The organism is Mesorhizobium sp. 1B3, assembly GCF_050958605.1.
GTDB lineage: Bacteria > Pseudomonadota > Alphaproteobacteria > Rhizobiales > Rhizobiaceae.
The window spans coordinates 639,400-656,418 of the sequence record NZ_JBJHDO010000001.1; the positions used below are offsets into that span (position 1 = coordinate 639,400).

Here is a 17,019-nt window from a genome sequence, read left to right on the forward strand (position 1 = left end):
TGGCGATACAGACACTGGAGTGATCCGCCTTCTCCAGGGCACTGGAATCGTCGAGCCTTGCTGATGGACGACTCGTGATGACTGATCGGCTATGACGATCGCGTCTGTCGGCGCAGGAATAGGATGGGATCGGGAACGTTATTTCCCAAGCGGCATCCAATGAGCCGAAGGAGATCGCCAATGCTCGCAAGGGAAGCCGGGACGCAGGTATCGGATGTGGGGTTTGACGAAATGGATCTGGTGTCGCGGGCTCTCGCGCGCGACCGAGAGGCGTTTCGGATAATCATGAGACGGAACAACCAGCGGCTCTATCGTATCGCTCGTGGCGTTGTGCGGGACGATGCCGAGGCCGAAGATGTCGTGCAGGAAGCATATATGCGGGCTTTCTCGCATCTGGATGCTTTCCGGGGTGCTTCGAGCCTCTCGACGTGGCTTTCGCGGATCACCATCAATGAGGCCCTCGGGCGGCTGCGCAGGAAGCGACGGGCAGAAGGAGCCGGCCTTATGTCAGCGGGTGCGACCGAAGCCGAGATCATCCGCTTCCCGCTGAGCCCCGACGACATCGATCCGGAGCGTAGGATGGCGCAGCGTCAGATTCTGCAACTGGTCGAGCAGGCGACCGACAATCTCCCCGACGCCTTTCGAACAGTCTTCGTGGCCAGAGTGATTGAAGGAATGAGCATGGAGGAGACAGCCGAACTGCTTGGGCTGCGTCCCCAGACGGTGAAGACGCGTCTGCATCGCGCCCGTGCTCTGCTCCGGAAGGAGCTCGACGCGAAGATCGGTCCTATCCTGCTCGACGCTTTTCCATTTGCGGGTCGCCGCTGCGACCGGCTGACCGGGGCTGTCCTAAGGCGACTGGATTTTCCCGGCTGATTCTCGGGAACGTTTTCCTCCGGGTGGCATCCAATCGACGTCAACCGATAACATTCCGGGGCTTCCGATGCCCCGATAAGAGGAGATGCTTATGCCCGCAAGATCGTTGGCGGCACTGGCCGTCCTGTGCCTTCTGGGTGCCGCCCCAGTCCAGGCGCAGGACAAGCCCACCGACCCGCAAATCGCTCACATCGCCTATACGGCAGGCGTCATCGATATCGAGACCGCAAAGCTTGCTGTCGAGAAGTCGAAGACCCCGGCCGTTGAGGAATTCGCCAACGGCATGATCCGTGATCACGAGGCGGTAAATGTCCAGGCCCTCGATCTCGTCAAGAAGCTCAAGGTCACACCCGAGGACAACGATACCAGCAAGGCGTTGACGCAAGCGGCGACCAAGAAGCGTAACGAACTGGCCGGACTCGACGGCGCCGCTTTCGATAAGGCCTATATCGAAAACGAGGTCGCATATCACAAACAGGTGAATGACGCGCTCGAGACGCTGCTCATCCCGTCGGCCGAGAACGCGGAACTGAAGAGCCTGCTGGAAACCGGGCTGAAGCTGTTCCAGGGTCATCAGGCTCATGCCGAGCATGTGGCCGCCGAGCTGAAATAGAGGAGCATGCCATGTCCACTCGGCGTCGCCTTTGGCTTGCCATCATATTGATCTTGCCCATATGCGGCGCCGGCGCCCAAGCACGGGCTGAGACCATCCGGGTCACCATCGACAGGCTGACATTCTCTCCTGCCGTCATAACTGCCACTGTCGGCGATACGATCGAGTGGATCAACAAGGATCCTATTGCCCATACCGCAACAGTGAAAGGCGCGTGGGAGGTTATGATACCCGCGAAGAAAACGGTGACCCAGCAGCTCGACCAGGCGGAGGCGGTGGATTTCTACTGCCGCTTCCATCCGAACATGAAGGGCAGGCTTACCGTCGAGTCCGATTAGGCCATAACCGGCACGATCTCGGCGTCTGTCGGAGGCGGCATCATGCGCGCTCGCGTGGTGTGGACGAAGCGGTCCCCGGTCCACGCTCGTCTAAGATCCGCTCGCCGCTTCCGACAGTATGAGCGTGCTCTGCTCGCTCAGGCGAATATTCCGACCAAAACGCAGGCACTCGCGAGCCATGGTTCGCCAGAGCCAGACAGCTTCCGCCGCCGAAGCTCGCACGAGCCGAAATCGCCGCATCCGGAACGGCACCATTTCGATATGGCGCACCTTGTTGCTCGCATCGTCCAGATCGACGAAATAGGCCAGCGCAAGGTCGGGGCGAAACGCTTCGTGCCCGGTGATCCCTTCATAATCGCTGATGAAGTCACCGCACCCATAGAAGATCGGCCTTCCGTCATGGATCTCGACAGCCAAGGGATGATGCGAAGAGTGCCCGTGTATGACATCGACTCCGGCGCGGTCGATCAGGCCGTGAGCGAAACGTCTGTGCTGCCCCGGCAATTCATAGCCCCAATTGGGACCCCAATGGATTGAAACCAAGACTATGTCGCCAGGGCGACGCCATTCGTCGATCCATCGGGCAATGGCGATGAGCGCGCCGGCGCTGAGATCGGCGAGGAAGTTGACGCCGGGCCGCTCCCTTTCTGTTGCCCAGTGGGCTGGAATTCCACTCGACGGACATGCGAAGGCGAACACCAGCAACCGCTTGCCCGGTCGTGCGTCGAGCACGGCAGGGCGCGCGGCGCTATCGGGGTCGAGCCCAGCGCCGGCGGTGGCAAGTCCGGTCGCTTGCAGTGCGCGCAGTGTATCCTCGAGGCTGGCTGGCCCCCAATCCGCAATATGGTTGTTGGCAAGGACGCAACAATCGATCTCCGCGACTGTGAGGCAGCCCAGATTATCGGGATGCATCCGATAATTGATGCCCTTTGGTTCGGGCACCCCGTCGGCCGTGATACTGGTTTCGAGATTTATGATCCGCAGATCGGCTTCGCGTCGGTCGATCTCGCCAAGCGCGTCGCCCCATATATAGTCGAAGGGAACTGCTCTTGGGATCGGGCCTGAACGGCGTTCCGCCAGCTTCACGTAGTCAGCTGCCGAGCGGAGGTAGTTTTCATAAAGAATGGGATCGGACGGATGCGGCATGATCTGGTCGATGCCGCGGCCGGTCATTACATCTCCGCACAGAAAAAGCCTCATCGAGGAAAAGTCCCATTTCTGGTGGCTCGGACGTGGCTGCGGCCCCGTGCATGTTGGGCCGGTATCCCCTTCGCGGCCTCGTCAGAGGACTTCGACAGTGGTCGCGAGCACATAGCCGACGCCACGCTCCGTCACGATGAGCTTAGGCTCGCTGGGGTTGACCTCCAGCTTGCGGCGCAGGCGCAGTATCTGCACGTCGATGCTGCGGTCGAACACCTCTTCGTCGTGCACCCGGCTGGCGGAGAGAAGCTGCTCCCGGCTCAGAATCTGCTGCGGCGATTGCAGAAAGGCTGCCAGGAGATTGAACTCTCCGGCAGTCAAAGGGATGGCCTCGCCTGTCGGCGATGTCAGGCGCCGCGTCCGCATGGCGAGTTCCCAGCCGCCGAAGCGATAGCGTGTCCGCTTTTTGCCGGGCGAACGCTGCCGCGCCGCCTCAGATCGACGCAATACGGCTCGAACACGCGCAAGCAGTTCCCTGAGGCTGAACGGCTTCGTGATGTAATCGTCTGCCCCGAGTTCCAGCCCGACGACGCGGTCTGCTTCGTCCCGCCTGTGCCCCGTGACGATGATAATCGGTGCTTCCGGCGGACTGCCGAGCTCGCGCAGGATGTCGAGCCCGTCCTCGTCGGCGAGCCTCATGTCGAGAATTATCAGATCCACGGATTTGGCGGCGAGCACCGCCGACATGGCCTCGCGATTGGCGACGGCTGTAACGCTGAAATGTTCGCTCTCCAGGTAAGTTGCGAGCATATCGCGCATGTCAGAATCGTCATCGACGACAAGGATATGTCTCGCCGCCGTTACCGGCGCAATCCTGCCTTCTGACTGCTCTTCGTGACGAGTGTCTTGTCCGGCTGACATGTCAGGTCGCCTGCAAGCGTGGAACCCATGACAGGGCGATTGCCTTATTAAACAAAGATTTTTGGGCGGTTTATTGGTCGCCACGATTTTTGCGGTCGAATGCCGCGGAACAGGCTCGCCGATGGTTCGCAACGATAAGGCTCGGGCGGCGTTTTTGGTTCCGTTTTGCTTTGTAATGACGGTGCCGTTTGCGGCGGCAGTGATCGGCCAGACTGCCCCTCCAGCCGAGGAGCCGATTACTCCGATAGTCGCCGCGGAAATTCCCGACCAGGGAAAAATCGCGCTTGGCGAGAGCCTGTTCAACGATGCCCGGCTATCGCATGACAATGCTATCGCCTGCGGTTCCTGTCATAGGCTCGACCTCAGCGGGGACGATGGCCAGGTCCGCTCGGCAGCGGCGGAAGGGGGCTTGCTCGACTTCAATTCGCCTACTGTCTTCAACGCGTTTTTGAGTTTTCGCCTGAACTGGCGCGGCAATTTCCGCACTATCGAGGAGCAGAACGAGGCGGTGCTGCTCGACGACAGGCTGATGAATACGAGTTGGGAAGAGTTGCTGCCGGAACTGCGCTCTGATCCAGACTATGCCGCTCGGTTCAGCGCGCTCTATGGCACTGCGCCCGACCGCACGACGGTCCTCGACGCGCTCGCCGCCTTTCAGCGGTCGCTCGCCACGCCCAACGCCCGCTTCGACCATTATCTAAAAGGTGAGCGCCACGCCCTCACGGCGGAGGAAGAGCAAGGATATCGGCTATTTAGGGCAACGCGCCGCGCTCTCGCGCAAATCCTGAAATCCTGATCAAGTTTGCGCAAGATCAAAGTTGCCAGTGCGGCTCCGCCATAAGGGAGAGGCAACGGCTGGAGCCGTGAAGCAGGACAAAGGACAAGACCATGAACCGTACAATCGTGATTGCCGCCACCTTCGCGGCCGCCCTTCTGGCCGGCACCGCGCAGGCCGCCGATCACCAGGTCCAGATGCTGAACAAGGGCGAGAAGGGCTCCATGGTGTTCCAGCCCGATTTCATCGCCGCAGCACCCGGCGATACCGTCACCTTCGTACCCACCGACAAATCCCACGACGCCGAAAGCATAAAGGGCATGATCCCCGAGGATGCCACGCCTTTCAAGGGTAAGATGAACGAGCAGGTCACCGTGACCCTCGACAAGGAAGGTGTCTATGGCGTCAAATGCACACCGCATTACGGCATGGGCATGGTGGCGCTGATCGTCGTCGGCAAGCCGGCCAACCTCGAACAGGCAAAGGCGGTCAAGCAGACCGGCAAGGCCAAGAAAGTGTTCGAGGCTTTGTTGGCGCAGGTTCCAGCAGGCAACTGACCCTTGGCGATCTCGCCGCTACATCTTCAAGTCGGCCGGGCGGACGGTCTGCCCGGCCTTTCCCCATGAAAGGGGCGCCTCTCCATGGCTATTCCTCGTGTCCGTCCCGGCAACTACCCCGCGATTCTTTCCTACGGGTTTCGGCCCTTCTTTTTGCTCGGCGCGCTTTACGCGGGGATCGCGATCCTGTTCTGGCTGCCCATGCTCTACGGTCGGCTGGAAACGGCGAGCGAATTCGCGCCCGTGGATTGGCATGTCCACGAAATGCTGTTCGGTTACGTCGCTGCGATCGTGACCGGATTTCTGCTTACCGCCATTCCGAACTGGACCGGCCGGTTGCCCGTCCAGGGGCTCCCTCTGCTTGTTCTCGCGCTTCTTTGGCTGGCTGGGCGTTTTGCTGTGTTTTTCTCGGCCGATATCGGCTGGCTGGCGGCGGCAGCCATCGACAACCTGTTTCTGCTTGCCGTGGCCGCCGCCGCGGCGATCGAAATCGTTGCAGGCCGTAATTGGCGGAACCTCAAGGTGCTGGTGCCGGTCGTTGTCCTATTCCTTGCCAATGTGATCTTCCACATCGAGGCGCATTCCCAAGGTGCTGCCGATATCGGGCGAAGACTCGGGATCGGGGCGACGATCCTGCTCATCATGATCATTGGCGGCCGCATCATTCCGAGCTTTACCCGTAACTGGCTCGTTCGGGAGAATCCGGGACGGCTCCCAATCCCCTTCAACCGCTTCGACGTCGTGACGCTCGCCCTTTCTGCTCTCTCGCTCGCTGCCTGGACCTGCTTTCCCGATCATCCGGCAAGCGGGGCGGCATTGCTCCCGGCCGGCGTCTTCAATGCGGCGAGGCTCTCACGCTGGGCCGGTGACAGGACGCTGCGCGATCCGCTGGTTCTGATCCTGCATGTCGCATATCTCTTCGTGCCGGCCGGCTTCCTCCTGACCGGACTTGGCGCTCTCCTGCCGGAGACGGTTCCGCCAGCGGCGGGCTTCCATGCGTTTGGTGTCGGTGCGATAGGTTCGATGACCCTGGCCGTTATGGCCCGGGCGACACTGGGACATACAGGGCGGCCATTGCGGGCGGGCAACGGCACATGTCTGGCCTTCGCGGCCGTCGTCATGGCGGGGATACTGCGTATCGCTGCCGCTTTCCTGCCGGGTGTGCCCGTACTGCTGCACGTCTCCGCTGCGGCCTGGACATTGGCATTCCTGGGCTATGCCTGCCTCTATGGCGGTGCCCTGACGCGGCCCCGCCTGCAGCCTCGGCGGCCCAATCCCGCGGCTGTTTGAACAAGACTGGAACCCGTGTATCCGGTCGAATGCACGGGAACCATCATCAGATCACGACAAAATCCGTATTGGTCAGGGCCAGGTTCGGTGCCAGCACCGCGAATTGGGTCGCAGCGCCCGCTGCATCGCCGTCGGCATCGTAGGAAAGCCCGCCGCTGTCGGTGTCGTAGATAATGCGGTCGGTCGCGTCATGGGCGACGCCGGCCGTGCTTTTCCAGAAACTCGCGGTCGCCAGCGCGCCCACCGTCTTCAATGCAGTGAACACGGCGTTCTCCAACAGCAGCGTGTCGAGCGCGGGGACGAAATCGGAAATCCTGTCGACGTTGGTCCCGGCATTGAGTGGAGTGGTGAAGATGAATGAATCCGCGCCCGGCCCTCCGATGAGCCTGTCATCTCCGCTACCGCCATTAATGGTGTCATTGCCCGCACCGCCGTTTACGGTGTCATTGCCGCCGGCGCCATTCAGCCGGTTGTTGCCGCCGTTGCCGGCAAGCGTGTTGTTCAGGCTGTTGCCGGTTCCGTTCAGATTGGCGATGCCTGCCAATTCGAGCCGTTCCACCTCGGTGCCGAGCGTCCAGGTCACGGAGGCTCGCACCGTGTCGGTGCCGCCACCTGCGGCTTCGATGGTACGATCGCCGCTCGACCCCACCAAATAGATGTCGTTCCCTGTTTCCCCGCGCAGGGTGTCGTTGCCGGGGCCGCCGTCGAGCGTGTCGTTGCCGGTACCGCCATAAACCTTGTCGTTGCCGCCTCCGGCGGAGATAGTGTCGCTACCGCCAAGGCCGAAGATCAGGTCCGCGGTCGTCAAGCCTTTGAGCACATCCGCACTGTCGTCGCCGATCCAGTCGCCGTCGCGCCAGTTGTCGTTACCGTAGATTTTCACCATGAAGGCAAAGAGTTGCGGGTCATATTGGGCCAATTCTGCCCGGGTGTTCACGTGGTTGACCCAGGAGTCGGGCTCACGTGTGAAATCGAAGAAAGCCTCGGTCGCCACAGCGAAATATTCGAGCACATTGGAACTGGCGAAGGTGCCGCTCCAAAGCCCGGCGGCCATGGCATCGTTGAAGGCGTCAGTCAGTTCATCGGCGAGAGACGTGACCTTGTTGATCGCGCCCATGTGGATGACATGTGCCCATTCATGGAGCGTGATGTTCTCCTGGCCCCGGTAAGGATCGTTCGGCAGAGACAGGACGTTAGACTCTCCATTGGCCGCAATGTAGCCGTTGTCGTACCCGGCAATACCGGTGACCTGGTTCCACGGCCGCCCGTCGGATGTGAATTCGCCATCGAGATCGCGGAATTCGGGCAGCGCGACGATCGAGTCGCCCTGAGGCGTGATGGCGACACGCGACCTGTCCTGCACAAGTAGTCCGGCAAGATCCGGCCGATGGCGAAGCATGTTGAAGGCGGTCTCTGCTGCCGTCATCAGGCTCAGTGACTGAACCTCGGGGCCCGAAACGACGTAGAGGCCGTTCCATTCGAAGGCACGTGTATAATAGCCCCGCTGAATTGCGAAGGGCACTGGCACAAACATCTATCTCCTCCCGTTCTGGTAGAATCGCAATCAATGCCCTCCAGACAAGTATGATGGGAAATGAGATCGGCCGATATTAAAAATTCTTATCTCATGGGGACGTGAGTTTTCTAGCAGTTCGTTTGACTGGCACTTCACCGAGAACCTCAGCGAAAATGAACGCGCTCATCAGCCCATTGCTGAAGTCAAGTGGACAATCTGTATATGTTCGGTGCAACGGTTCGGCAGCCGAAAGCGCTTCCTTGTCCTCGGCCACCATTAACGAGGGCAGCAGGGCGCAATGCGCAATGCGCAGCAGCCGGATGTTGTGGACCGAGGCATCAGCGAGCTGGGTGTTTTTCAGCGCGATGCGGTGCAGCGTGCCGACCAGGATAAGCCATGGCCGCGTCGGGTGATGCAGGGATTCAGGTCACTGCTTCCGCAATTGGTGGGCGAGATCGCCGCTCGCCTCGTCAATTGGGCGTCGACCCCGCGACAGCCTCACCCGATGAGGCGAGGCGCCTGCTGCGTGGACTACATCGATCAGGAAGCAGCCGGCCCGGAGCGCCCCTCCATGTGCACAGGCACTCCGGAAACCCGGCACCTCACCACTTCACAGTGAGGCCGATATTGCCTTCGAGGATCCTGCGCTTCTCGCCGCCGAGATTGGTGGTGTAGTCGCCGGTGACGTGCAGGCTTACCTTGTCGGTCAAATTGGCTACCACGCCGCCGCCTAGTTCCAAGGAGGTTCCATCCAACTCGGTGATGATCGGATCGCCGCCGAGGTCGAGACCCTGGTCGCTGCCGAAGCCGTGCCAGAGATTGGTCTTGAGATAAGGCTTCATCGGGACCCCGCCATCCGGCATGTCGCCCTGGAGGCGCAGGCCGATACGACCGGTGAAGTCGCTTTCATTGTCGAAAACGACGGTCGAAAAACCATCATGGCGATCATCGAAGGAGGTTGTCTGCCATATGATCTGGGCCTGCGGCTCCAGCGTCCAGCCTGGCGTCAGCGCAATGGGATAGCCGCCTTCCAGCGAGGCGGTAAAGCCGGTCCCGTCGAGATCGATGGCGACATGGCGCGAGGAGGTGGTGCTGCCATTATACCAGGTGCCCATCATCACGCCGTCGAGATACCAGCCGCCCGGCCCGACATGGGTCCAGTAGCCGCCGATGCTGGTGCCGCTCAGCCCCAGGCTTCCGACTGCATAGTCGTTCCAGCCGAGGGCCTGGCCGCGCAGATCGCCGCTCATACGTGCGTAACCGACGAAGAAGCCGGCCCGGTCGTAATGGCCGGAAGGCGACTCGGAACCGTAGATGTCGAAGCCGGCTTGGAAGCCGGCGAGCGAGCCGTCGAAGGTGGGCGCGACGGTTCCCGACCATTTCACCTCCGTGTCCTGGCCGAACATGCGTGCCCAGGTGGCCGGCATCCAGCCGGCGCTCTGCAGCAGGCTCTGCTCGCCGCGCCGCTCGTGGAACGTGCCGAGCGTCGCCATTTCCAGGTAATATGCGGCCGGTGGGACAACGGCATCCGCAGCCGTTTCGATGCGATAGAGCGGCACGAATTCTCCTTCGACCCGAGTGGCGCCAGGAGTAGGGGGCACTATCGGGTCCGGGAGCATAGGGGGAGCGGATGGCTCCGTCGGGTCCACCGTCGGCACCAGGGCGGATCGTAGGTACCAGTTTTCGCCGACCCCGGCGGTCGTGCCGCCCCGGAACAGCAGGTACTCGTAGGCGCCCGCCGCTACTGAGCCGTTGAGCGAGAACGCTCCGGGCGCCGTGATGGCTCCACCCAAGGCCTCCACCACCAGGATGCCGTTTGCTTCCGTGGGGGCGCCGCTGCCGCCGACATTGACGATTCCGATGCTGGTTGAGCCGGATGCCGTTCCGCCTGAAATCACCAGCTTGTCGGATGGTGAGGCGTCGCCGCCAAGCTCTGTCTGGAGCAGCAACGACCCGCCGTCGCCTCTATAGTTGCCGGCGATGGTGAAGGTGTCGGTCGCGCTCGATCCGCCATTGGTCAGGTCGATAAGTCCGGCATTGGTGACATTGGCGAGTCGACCGGCTGTGAAAGCCGCAATACCGCCATTGGCCTGCCCGCCGAGAAGCGTGCTAGAGGCGTCCACAGCGACCGCGCCGGTTCCGCTGCCGCTGTCGCCCAGCACGAGATTGCCGTCGAAGGTGAGCGCCGTACCGTTTGTCGCGCCGATCGTCTCCCAATTCTGGAAGCGGGCGATCCCGGCCGTGGCGACATTATCGAAGGTCAGCCGATCATTGCCGAGATTGCCGGTCAAGGTCGCCGTCCCGCCGATCTGACCGGCGCCGAGATTGCGCAAGGTTGCAGTGTCGTCGTCCTGGCCGAGATCCACCGTGCCCGCTACAGTACCGCCGCCGTCCCAGGTGAACGTATCGGCGCCGGTGCTCATCAACACGTCGCCGGCGACCGAACCTCCGGTGATGGTCACGCTGTCGGTGCCTGCGCTGACGCTGATGTTGCCGCCGATCGTGCCGCCCGACAGGATGATCGTGTCGTTGCCGAAGCCCGCGACGAGATTGCGGTCGATCGTGCCTCCCGACATGTCGAACAGATTGTCGGCGGCTTTCATGTCGACGCGGCCGACACGGCCTCCTGTCATCACGGCCCGGTCGCCATCCTCGACGAAATCGATGATGTGGCCTCCCGACATGAAAAAATCGTCGAGGTTTTCGCCCTGGTTGAGCGATTGGATCGTGCCGCCGGTCATGTGGAAACTATCGAGGCCAGCCCCCTGCTGGATGTTCCCAGCGACGGCGCCTCCGCCGATGACGAAGCTGTCGTCACCTTGGCCCTGATCCACCGTACCTGCGATGGTTCCCGATTGCATCTCTATCCGATCCCTGCCTGCCCCGAAGACGACGTTGCCGTTCAGCGTACCGGAACCGGCGGCGGGAAAGGTGAGCGTATTGTTGCCATCCATATCCGTGAGTCCTCCGGCGGAGACGCCGCTGTCGCAGACGTAGCTGCTGTCGCCAGGGCCCGGCGCGAACGTGCAGGTGGCAGAGGCGGGCGCGGCCGCAAGCAACAGCATGCAGACGCCGGTGGAAGTGAGGAGGGTCGTTTGCCTCAATTGTCTTGTGATTAGGGGGGATGCGGAGACCGGGCGGGCGAAAGGATCCGTCCTTGAAATTCTCATAATCGTCCTTGGCGATACGCTCATCCTCGCGCGATCGCTCGTCGCGAGGTGAAACGCCCACCGCCGTCCCCGCCACGATATGGCCATAATCTGGAAAATGGTGCAATGCCCGGTTGCGGCTTAACAAAACATGGCCCGACCGTGCGACCGATTCGCCGCAGTTCGTCAGCAATGCCCGCTGGATGGCTTGGCGGCGGGCACCCGGCGGCGTTAGGCTGCACCTTTCTTCGCTGGGCGCGCGAGCTTCAGGAGCCTTTTTGATGGCAATCAGGGACTGCCTTGGTCTACCACTGACCGGCGCGACGGAGGCCAGCGCAGTCCTTTACGATCGGGCGGTGCACGAGCTCCAGTGTTTCGTCGGTGACCCTGTCGCCACGATCGATGCGGCTATTGCAACGTCGCCGGGCTTCGTCATGGCGCATGCCTTCAAGGGGTATCTGTTCGGACTGGCTACCGAACGCGAGGCGACGGCCGTTGCCTTGGATTGCCATGCCGCTGCCGTCGAGCTTGGCGGAACTGCGCGGGAGCGCGCCCATGTGGCGGCGCTCGGCCATCTGGGGCGGGGGCGCTGGCACGACGCCGCCGCGCTGCTGGAAGACTTGACGATCGAGATGCCCCGCGACGCATTGGCCCTGCAGGCCGGTCACCAGATCGACTTCTTCACCGGCAATGCGCGCATGCTGCGCGATCGCCTTGCGCGCGCGTTGCCCGCCTGGGATGAAGCCATGCCCGGCTACCACGCCATGCTGGGCATGCAGGCATTCGGCTTCGAGGAAATGGGCGACTATGTTCGCGCGGAGGCGTTGGGACGGCGTGCGACCGAGATCGAGCCGCGCGACGGCTGGGCCCAGCATGCTGTCGCCCATGTCATGGAAATGCAGAGCCGGCAGCGCGACGGCATAGCCTGGATGCGCGCCAATCCCGACGCCTGGTCCAGGGAAAGCTTCCTGCAGGTTCACAATTGGTGGCATCTCGCGCTCTTCCACTACGATCTGGGCGAGATCGACGAGGTCCTGTCGCTCTATGACGGACCGATCTTCGGTTCGCGCTCCACGATCGCGCTGAATATGGTCGATGCTTCGGCGATCCTCTGGCGCCTCCATCTTGGCGGTGTCGACGTCGGAGGGCGCTGGGCGGCGCTCGCCGAGAACTGGGCGCCCAAGGCGAAGTCCGCCAACTACGCCTTCAACGATGCCCACGCGATGATGGCGTTCGTCGGCGCTGGCCGAAGCGATCTTGCCGCCACTCTCATCGAAGCGCAGCGCGTGGCGATGGAGAGCGGCGGCGACAATGCCGCCTTTACCCACGACGTCGGTCACCCCGTGACGCTGGCGATCAGAGCCTTTGGCGAGGGCAATTTCGCCGAGACCGTGCGGCTGCTGCGGCCCATACGGTCGATCGCCCATCGTTTCGGCGGCAGCCACGCGCAGCGCGATGTGATCGACCTGACGCTGATCGAGGCGGCGTTCCGCGCCGGGATGGCCCAGCTTGCCACTGCCCTTTCGGCGGAACGTTTCGCCGCTCGTCCGGACAGCCCACTTTCGCAGCTGTTGGTGAAGCGCGCGGCCGCGATCGCTTCCATGCAGCCTTCTGCCTGATCTATTTATTACGGACGGCGAAAAAAATCTGCGAAGAGAGCTGGGTGACCAGTTGCGCCCTGCGGTGTTTTCATATTCTGCTTAGCTCCGGAGGAAATGCCACAGGGCTGACGCCCAATCGGGAGGAGCGAAATCATGTATCTCGGGCTCGATCTCGGCACGTCGGGCGTCAAGGCACTGCTGATCGACGCCGACCAGAACGTCGTAGGCTCGGCAAGCAGCGATCTCGACGTTTCACGCCCGCACCCTGGCTGGTCCGAGCAGGACCCCGAAGACTGGATCGCTGCTACCGAAGCCGCCGTGGGAGAACTCAAGGTAGCCTATCCAAGAGCGCTGGCCGTCGTCCGCGGCATTGGGCTGTCGGGCCAGATGCATGGTGCGACGCTTCTCGGCGAAGGTGATCGGGTGCTCCGGCCCTGCATACTTTGGAATGACACGCGCAGCCACGCCGAGGCGCGGGCGCTCGATGAAGACCCGCGGTTCCGCCAGATCACAGGCAACATCGTCTTCCCCGGCTTCACCGCTCCCAAGCTGGCATGGGTGGCGAAAAACGAGCCGGAGATCTTTCGTGCAGTGCACAAAGTGCTCTTGCCCAAGGATTTTCTGCGGCTTTGGCTAACCGGAGAGACCATGTCGGAAATGTCGGATTCGGCCGGCACGTCATGGCTCGATGTCGCCAGCCGCGCATGGTCGCCTGAATTGTTGGCGGCGACGGGCATGGACGAACGTCAGATGCCGGCGCTGGTCGAAGGCACCGAGCCGGCAGGCACGCTGCGCGCCGAACTCGCCGCCCGGTGGGGAATTACGGGCAAGGTCACTGTGGCCGGCGGAGCAGGGGACAACGCGGCCTCTGCCTGCGGCATGGGCACGGTGAGACCCGGCGCGGCATTCGCTTCGCTCGGCACCTCGGGCGTGCTGTTCGCCGCCAATGCCAGCTACCTGCCCAGTCCCGAAAGCGCTATCCATACATTCTGTCACGCGCTGCCCGATACCTGGCACCAGATGGGCGTCATCCTGTCGGCGACGGATTCGCTCAACTGGCTTTCCGGCATCACCGGCAAGGGGGCGGCCGAGCTCACCGCCGAACTCGGGCGCGATCTCAAGGCGCCGACAGGCGTGACCTTCTTGCCTTACCTGTCGGGGGAGCGCACGCCTTACAACGATTCCGTGATCCGCGGAGCCTTTACCGGGCTCGGACATGAATCGGACCGCGCCACGCTTGCCCAGGCCGTCCTCGAAGGCGTCGCCTTCGCTTTTCGCGACAGCCTGGAAGCCCTGCGCGTCGCCGGCACGGAACTGTCGCGCGTCACCGCGATCGGCGGGGGGGCTCGGTCGCGCTACTGGCTCAAGGCGCTTGCCACGGCGCTGCAATTGCCTGTCGACATCCCCGCCGACGGCGAATTCGGCGCGGCTTTCGGTGCCGCCCGGCTTGGGCTGATTGCCGCGGAAACAGCCGATCCGTTCACCATCTGCACGCCGCCTGTAGCTGGCGCGGTGATCGAGCCGGACGGTCGTCTCGCCGAAGCCTATGCCGGCGCCTATCAGCGCTACCGCGCCTCCTATCCCGCCATCAGAGGAGTTTCATCGTGAGCACCGGATTCTTCGGCGATGTCAAGCCGATCAAGTATGAAGGACCTGAATCGACGAACCCGCTCGCCTATCGCTTCTACGACAAGGACGAGGTGGTGCTGGGCAAAAGGCTGGAAGACCACCTTCGCTTCGCCGTCGCCTATTGGCACTCCTTCACCTGGCCCGGCGGCGATCCGTTCGGCGGCCAGACATTCGAGCGTCCCTGGTTCGGCGAGACGATGGAGCAGGCCAGGTTCAAGGCCGACGTCGCTTTCGAGATGTTTTCCCTGCTCGACGTTCCTTATTTCTGCTTCCACGACGCCGATGTGAGGCCGGAAGCCTCGACCTTTGCCGAGAGCGCTGCCCGGCTCGACGAGATCGCCGACGTGTTCGAAGGCAAGATGAAGCAATCCGGCGTCAAGCTTCTCTGGGGCACCGCCAACCTCTTCTCCAACCGCCGCTACATGGCGGGCGCCGCCACCAATCCCGACCCTGACGTTTTCGCCTACGCCGCCGCCACGGTGAAGAAGTGCATCGACGTCACCAAGCGGCTGAAGGGCGAGAACTACGTACTGTGGGGCGGTCGTGAGGGCTACGAGACCTTGCTCAACTCCGACATGCGTCGCGAGCTCGACCAACTCGGGCGGTTCCTGTCGCTGGTCGTCGACTACAAGCACAAGATCGGCTTCAAGGGCACCATCCTGATCGAGCCCAAGCCACAGGAGCCGACCAAGCACCAGTACGACTACGATGTGGCGACAGTGTACGGCTTCCTCAAGCGATATGGGCTAGAGAAGGAGGTGAAGGTCAATATCGAGCAGGGACACGCGATCCTTGCGGGACATTCCTTCGAGCATGAGCTCGCCCTGGCCAACGCGCTGGGCATCTTCGGCTCGATCGACATGAACCGGAATGACTATCAATCAGGTTGGGATACGGACCAGTTCCCCAACAACGTGCCGGAAATGACGCTCGCCTATTATCAGGTGCTGCTTGCCGGCGGCTTCAAGACCGGCGGTACGAATTTCGATGCCAAGCTGCGCCGTCAGTCGCTCGACCCCGACGACCTGTTGATCGCCCATATAGGCGGCATGGATTGCTGCGCCCGTGGGCTCAAGGCCGCGGCCCGCATGATCGAGGACAAGGCGCTTTCGGCTCCGCTGGAAGAGCGTTATTCGGGCTGGAGGTCGACAGAGGCAAAGGCGATGCTGGCCGGCAAGCGCTCGCTCGAGGAGATTGCCGACCGCGTGGTGAAGAAGAAGATAGAACCGCAGCCGAGGTCCGGCCGTCAGGAGTATCTGGAGAATGTCGTCAATCGGTATGTCTGAGGGATAGCGCCATTTCTGAAACGCTCCCTCACCCGGCCTCCGCTTCGCTCGGCCACCCTCTCCCCGCTGGGGCCCCCGCTGGGGAGAGGAGATATTCGACACCCGTGCCAATCTGGAAAATGCCACTCAGTTGGGACGTCTCACGATCTCCTCTCCCCGACGGGGAGAGGGTGCCGAGCGAAGCGGAGGCCGGGTGAGGGGCTACAGGCTCCTCAAATCGTGAGCTCAAACCCACTCTCGGCAAGCACTTCGCCATTCACCACGAGCTCCACGCGATGGTGGCCGGCATAGTGCTTCCTGGTTGTGAAATCGCGGATCAACTGGCTGGCCGAGAGCTCGCGCGTGTCTGCCGGTGTGAGGTCCATCTCCTTCAGCTTGAAGACCTTGCGCGACGGCATTCCACTCTTCTTCACGTAATGAATGGCATAGTCGACTACGAGACGCTGCGGCTGATCGGAAGTCGAAATTATGGAGGCGTTGAGCGCGATGCGTTCGCCGAGGGTGATCCCGCTGGGAACGATCGCGAAATTCGCGATCCGCACCTGTGTTCTTCCGCCCGCGCCGATGACGGCAAGCGCGCCACGATCGCCTTTCTTGATCAGCGTCCGCAGCGCATGCCGGGCGATCCATTTCGTATGGGGATTATCCATCGGCCATTGCGCCAGCCGTTCGAGCACCCATCCCGGGTGGTTCTTTGTAATATCGTTCAGGTGGTTGGCGACGGACTTGCGGACATAGAGACTGGGATCGCTCTTCAATGCTTCGAGGATGCAGGCCACCGGCTGCGGATCGACGACCAACTCCTTGAGCTGGAAGGACCACGGCAGGCGCGGCCGGGAGCCCTCGCTGGCCAGCCGGCGCACATGCTCGTTTTCGTCACGCGCCCAGCCTTCCATGACGGTGAGCGTTCGCTCGAGGTCGCGCGCGAGGAACGGCCGGACGGCGAATTCTGCTGAGCCGAAACGGGTGAGGAACCGCAGTGCTTTCATGGAGAGGTCGAAATGATCCTGGCCGTAGAGCGCGACATACTCCGCCAGCGCGATCGAGGCGAAGCTGTGGTTGATGCGCGGGGCAAGGGCACAAAGCACATCGACGTTGTCGGCATAGCTGCCGGGGAGGGTGAGGTGCAGGCTCGTAGCGACCCGGCGAATCCGCTGCATGATGGCCAGCCCATCGAGGTTCTCCATGGCGAGCGCCTTGAACCGCGCCGCGTCGAACCCGCTGCTGATCGCAGCGGTCTCTTGCGCGATGTGGGCGAGCCTGTCGCGATTGATGATTTCCTTGAGAAGCAGGGAATTCTCTTCCGGCATGGCGGGCCCGCTGATCGT

Annotated in this window: 15 protein-coding genes; 10 read left to right on the forward strand and 5 right to left on the reverse strand. The window is 62.3% G+C overall.

Annotated features, from left to right (window positions below; all coding sequences use genetic code 11):
* Positions 1 to 231: 231 nt before the first annotated feature.
* The 3 genes from ACCO56_RS03000 to ACCO56_RS03010 all read left to right on the forward strand — a co-directional run bounded on the left by ACCO56_RS03000 (position 232) and on the right by ACCO56_RS03010 (position 1,827).
* A complete protein-coding gene (locus ACCO56_RS03000) occupies positions 232 to 876 on the forward strand; it encodes an RNA polymerase sigma factor (RefSeq protein ID WP_433638318.1) in 645 nt (214 codons plus the stop codon).
* Positions 877 to 967: 91 nt separating this feature from the next.
* On the forward strand, positions 968 to 1,489 hold the full coding sequence (locus ACCO56_RS03005; protein WP_433637467.1) for a DUF4142 domain-containing protein: 522 nt from the start codon (positions 968 to 970) through the stop codon (positions 1,487 to 1,489).
* Positions 1,490 to 1,500: 11 nt separating this feature from the next.
* Positions 1,501 to 1,827 (forward strand): cupredoxin domain-containing protein, encoded by a 327-nt coding sequence (locus ACCO56_RS03010; RefSeq protein ID WP_433637469.1) that lies wholly within the window; start codon positions 1,501 to 1,503, stop codon positions 1,825 to 1,827.
* 90 nt (positions 1,828 to 1,917) lie between these two features.
* Here the strand turns inward: ACCO56_RS03010 and ACCO56_RS03015 are convergent, their stop codons facing one another.
* Together ACCO56_RS03015 and ACCO56_RS03020 are read right to left on the reverse strand one after the other, a co-directional pair.
* Entirely contained in the window at positions 1,918 to 3,027 is a 1,110-nt protein-coding gene (locus tag ACCO56_RS03015) for a CapA family protein (protein ID WP_433637471.1), read from the reverse strand.
* Positions 3,028 to 3,108: 81 nt separating this feature from the next.
* The gene (locus tag ACCO56_RS03020; RefSeq protein ID WP_433637472.1) at positions 3,109 to 3,888 is read right to left on the reverse strand and encodes a response regulator; all 780 of its coding nucleotides are present in this window, start codon (positions 3,886 to 3,888) and stop codon (positions 3,109 to 3,111) included.
* Between the two features lie 175 nt (positions 3,889 to 4,063).
* Between ACCO56_RS03020 and ACCO56_RS03025 the strand changes: the two genes are divergently transcribed.
* From ACCO56_RS03025 to ACCO56_RS03035, 3 genes are all read left to right on the forward strand, one after another.
* On the forward strand, positions 4,064 to 4,684 hold the full coding sequence (locus tag ACCO56_RS03025; RefSeq protein WP_433637474.1) for a cytochrome-c peroxidase: 621 nt from the start codon (positions 4,064 to 4,066) through the stop codon (positions 4,682 to 4,684).
* A 92-nt stretch (positions 4,685 to 4,776) separates the two neighbouring features.
* Positions 4,777 to 5,220 (forward strand): pseudoazurin, encoded by a 444-nt coding sequence (locus ACCO56_RS03030; protein WP_433637476.1) that lies wholly within the window; start codon positions 4,777 to 4,779, stop codon positions 5,218 to 5,220.
* 84 nt (positions 5,221 to 5,304) lie between these two features.
* Positions 5,305 to 6,510, forward strand: a complete 1,206-nt coding sequence (locus ACCO56_RS03035) for an NnrS family protein (protein ID WP_433637478.1) — start codon at positions 5,305 to 5,307, stop codon at positions 6,508 to 6,510.
* Between the two features lie 46 nt (positions 6,511 to 6,556).
* Here the strand turns inward: ACCO56_RS03035 and ACCO56_RS03040 are convergent, their stop codons facing one another.
* A complete protein-coding gene (locus tag ACCO56_RS03040) occupies positions 6,557 to 8,044 on the reverse strand; it encodes a hypothetical protein (RefSeq protein WP_433637479.1) in 1,488 nt (495 codons plus the stop codon).
* A gap of 280 nt (positions 8,045 to 8,324) precedes the next feature.
* On the opposite strand from ACCO56_RS03040, the gene ACCO56_RS03045 reads away from it, so the two are divergent.
* Positions 8,325 to 8,645 carry a hypothetical protein gene (locus ACCO56_RS03045; RefSeq protein ID WP_433637481.1) on the forward strand — a complete coding sequence of 107 codons (321 nt, stop codon included), beginning with the start codon at positions 8,325 to 8,327 and terminating at the stop codon, positions 8,643 to 8,645.
* Here the strand turns inward: ACCO56_RS03045 and ACCO56_RS03050 are convergent.
* A complete protein-coding gene (locus tag ACCO56_RS03050) occupies positions 8,629 to 11,091 on the reverse strand; it encodes an autotransporter outer membrane beta-barrel domain-containing protein (RefSeq protein ID WP_433637483.1) in 2,463 nt (820 codons plus the stop codon). The genes ACCO56_RS03045 and ACCO56_RS03050 overlap by 17 nt on opposite strands.
* Positions 11,092 to 11,456: 365 nt before the next feature.
* Here ACCO56_RS03050 and ACCO56_RS03055 point away from each other — a divergent pair, with 365 nt between their 5' ends.
* From ACCO56_RS03055 to xylA, 3 genes are all read left to right on the forward strand, one after another.
* Positions 11,457 to 12,794, forward strand: a complete 1,338-nt coding sequence (locus ACCO56_RS03055; protein ID WP_433637485.1) for a tetratricopeptide repeat protein — start codon at positions 11,457 to 11,459, stop codon at positions 12,792 to 12,794.
* Between the two features lie 135 nt (positions 12,795 to 12,929).
* Positions 12,930 to 14,384 (forward strand): xylulokinase, encoded by a 1,455-nt coding sequence (gene xylB, locus ACCO56_RS03060; RefSeq protein WP_433637487.1) that lies wholly within the window; start codon positions 12,930 to 12,932, stop codon positions 14,382 to 14,384.
* A complete protein-coding gene (gene xylA / locus ACCO56_RS03065) occupies positions 14,381 to 15,691 on the forward strand; it encodes a xylose isomerase (RefSeq protein WP_433637490.1) in 1,311 nt (436 codons plus the stop codon). The genes xylB and xylA overlap by 4 nt, the downstream gene beginning before the upstream one ends.
* A 212-nt stretch (positions 15,692 to 15,903) precedes the next feature.
* Here xylA and ACCO56_RS03070 read toward each other — a convergent pair whose 3' ends face one another.
* Positions 15,904 to 17,001, reverse strand: a complete 1,098-nt coding sequence (locus tag ACCO56_RS03070) for a DNA alkylation repair protein (protein ID WP_433637491.1) — start codon at positions 16,999 to 17,001, stop codon at positions 15,904 to 15,906.
* Positions 17,002 to 17,019 lie beyond the last annotated feature (18 nt).

What these genes read in the sequence shown, in the direction of transcription:
- ACCO56_RS03000 (WP_433638318.1), top strand. Translation starts at nt 232, where the DNA reads ATGGATCTGGTGTCGCGGGCTCTCGCGCGCGACCGAGAGGCGTTTCGG.
- ACCO56_RS03005 (WP_433637467.1), top strand. Translation starts at nt 968, where the DNA reads ATGCCCGCAAGATCGTTGGCGGCACTGGCCGTCCTGTGCCTTCTGGGT.
- ACCO56_RS03010 (WP_433637469.1), top strand. Translation starts at nt 1,501, where the DNA reads ATGTCCACTCGGCGTCGCCTTTGGCTTGCCATCATATTGATCTTGCCC.
- ACCO56_RS03015 (WP_433637471.1), bottom strand. Translation starts at nt 3,027, where the DNA reads ATGAGGCTTTTTCTGTGCGGAGATGTAATGACCGGCCGCGGCATCGAC.
- ACCO56_RS03020 (WP_433637472.1), bottom strand. Translation starts at nt 3,888, where the DNA reads ATGTCAGCCGGACAAGACACTCGTCACGAAGAGCAGTCAGAAGGCAGG.
- ACCO56_RS03025 (WP_433637474.1), top strand. Translation starts at nt 4,064, where the DNA reads ATGACGGTGCCGTTTGCGGCGGCAGTGATCGGCCAGACTGCCCCTCCA.
- ACCO56_RS03030 (WP_433637476.1), top strand. Translation starts at nt 4,777, where the DNA reads ATGAACCGTACAATCGTGATTGCCGCCACCTTCGCGGCCGCCCTTCTG.
- ACCO56_RS03035 (WP_433637478.1), top strand. Translation starts at nt 5,305, where the DNA reads ATGGCTATTCCTCGTGTCCGTCCCGGCAACTACCCCGCGATTCTTTCC.
- ACCO56_RS03040 (WP_433637479.1), bottom strand. Translation starts at nt 8,044, where the DNA reads ATGTTTGTGCCAGTGCCCTTCGCAATTCAGCGGGGCTATTATACACGT.
- ACCO56_RS03045 (WP_433637481.1), top strand. Translation starts at nt 8,325, where the DNA reads ATGCGCAATGCGCAGCAGCCGGATGTTGTGGACCGAGGCATCAGCGAG.
- ACCO56_RS03050 (WP_433637483.1), bottom strand. Translation starts at nt 11,091, where the DNA reads ATGCTGTTGCTTGCGGCCGCGCCCGCCTCTGCCACCTGCACGTTCGCG.
- ACCO56_RS03055 (WP_433637485.1), top strand. Translation starts at nt 11,457, where the DNA reads ATGGCAATCAGGGACTGCCTTGGTCTACCACTGACCGGCGCGACGGAG.
- xylB (WP_433637487.1), top strand. Translation starts at nt 12,930, where the DNA reads ATGTATCTCGGGCTCGATCTCGGCACGTCGGGCGTCAAGGCACTGCTG.
- ACCO56_RS03070 (WP_433637491.1), bottom strand. Translation starts at nt 17,001, where the DNA reads ATGCCGGAAGAGAATTCCCTGCTTCTCAAGGAAATCATCAATCGCGAC.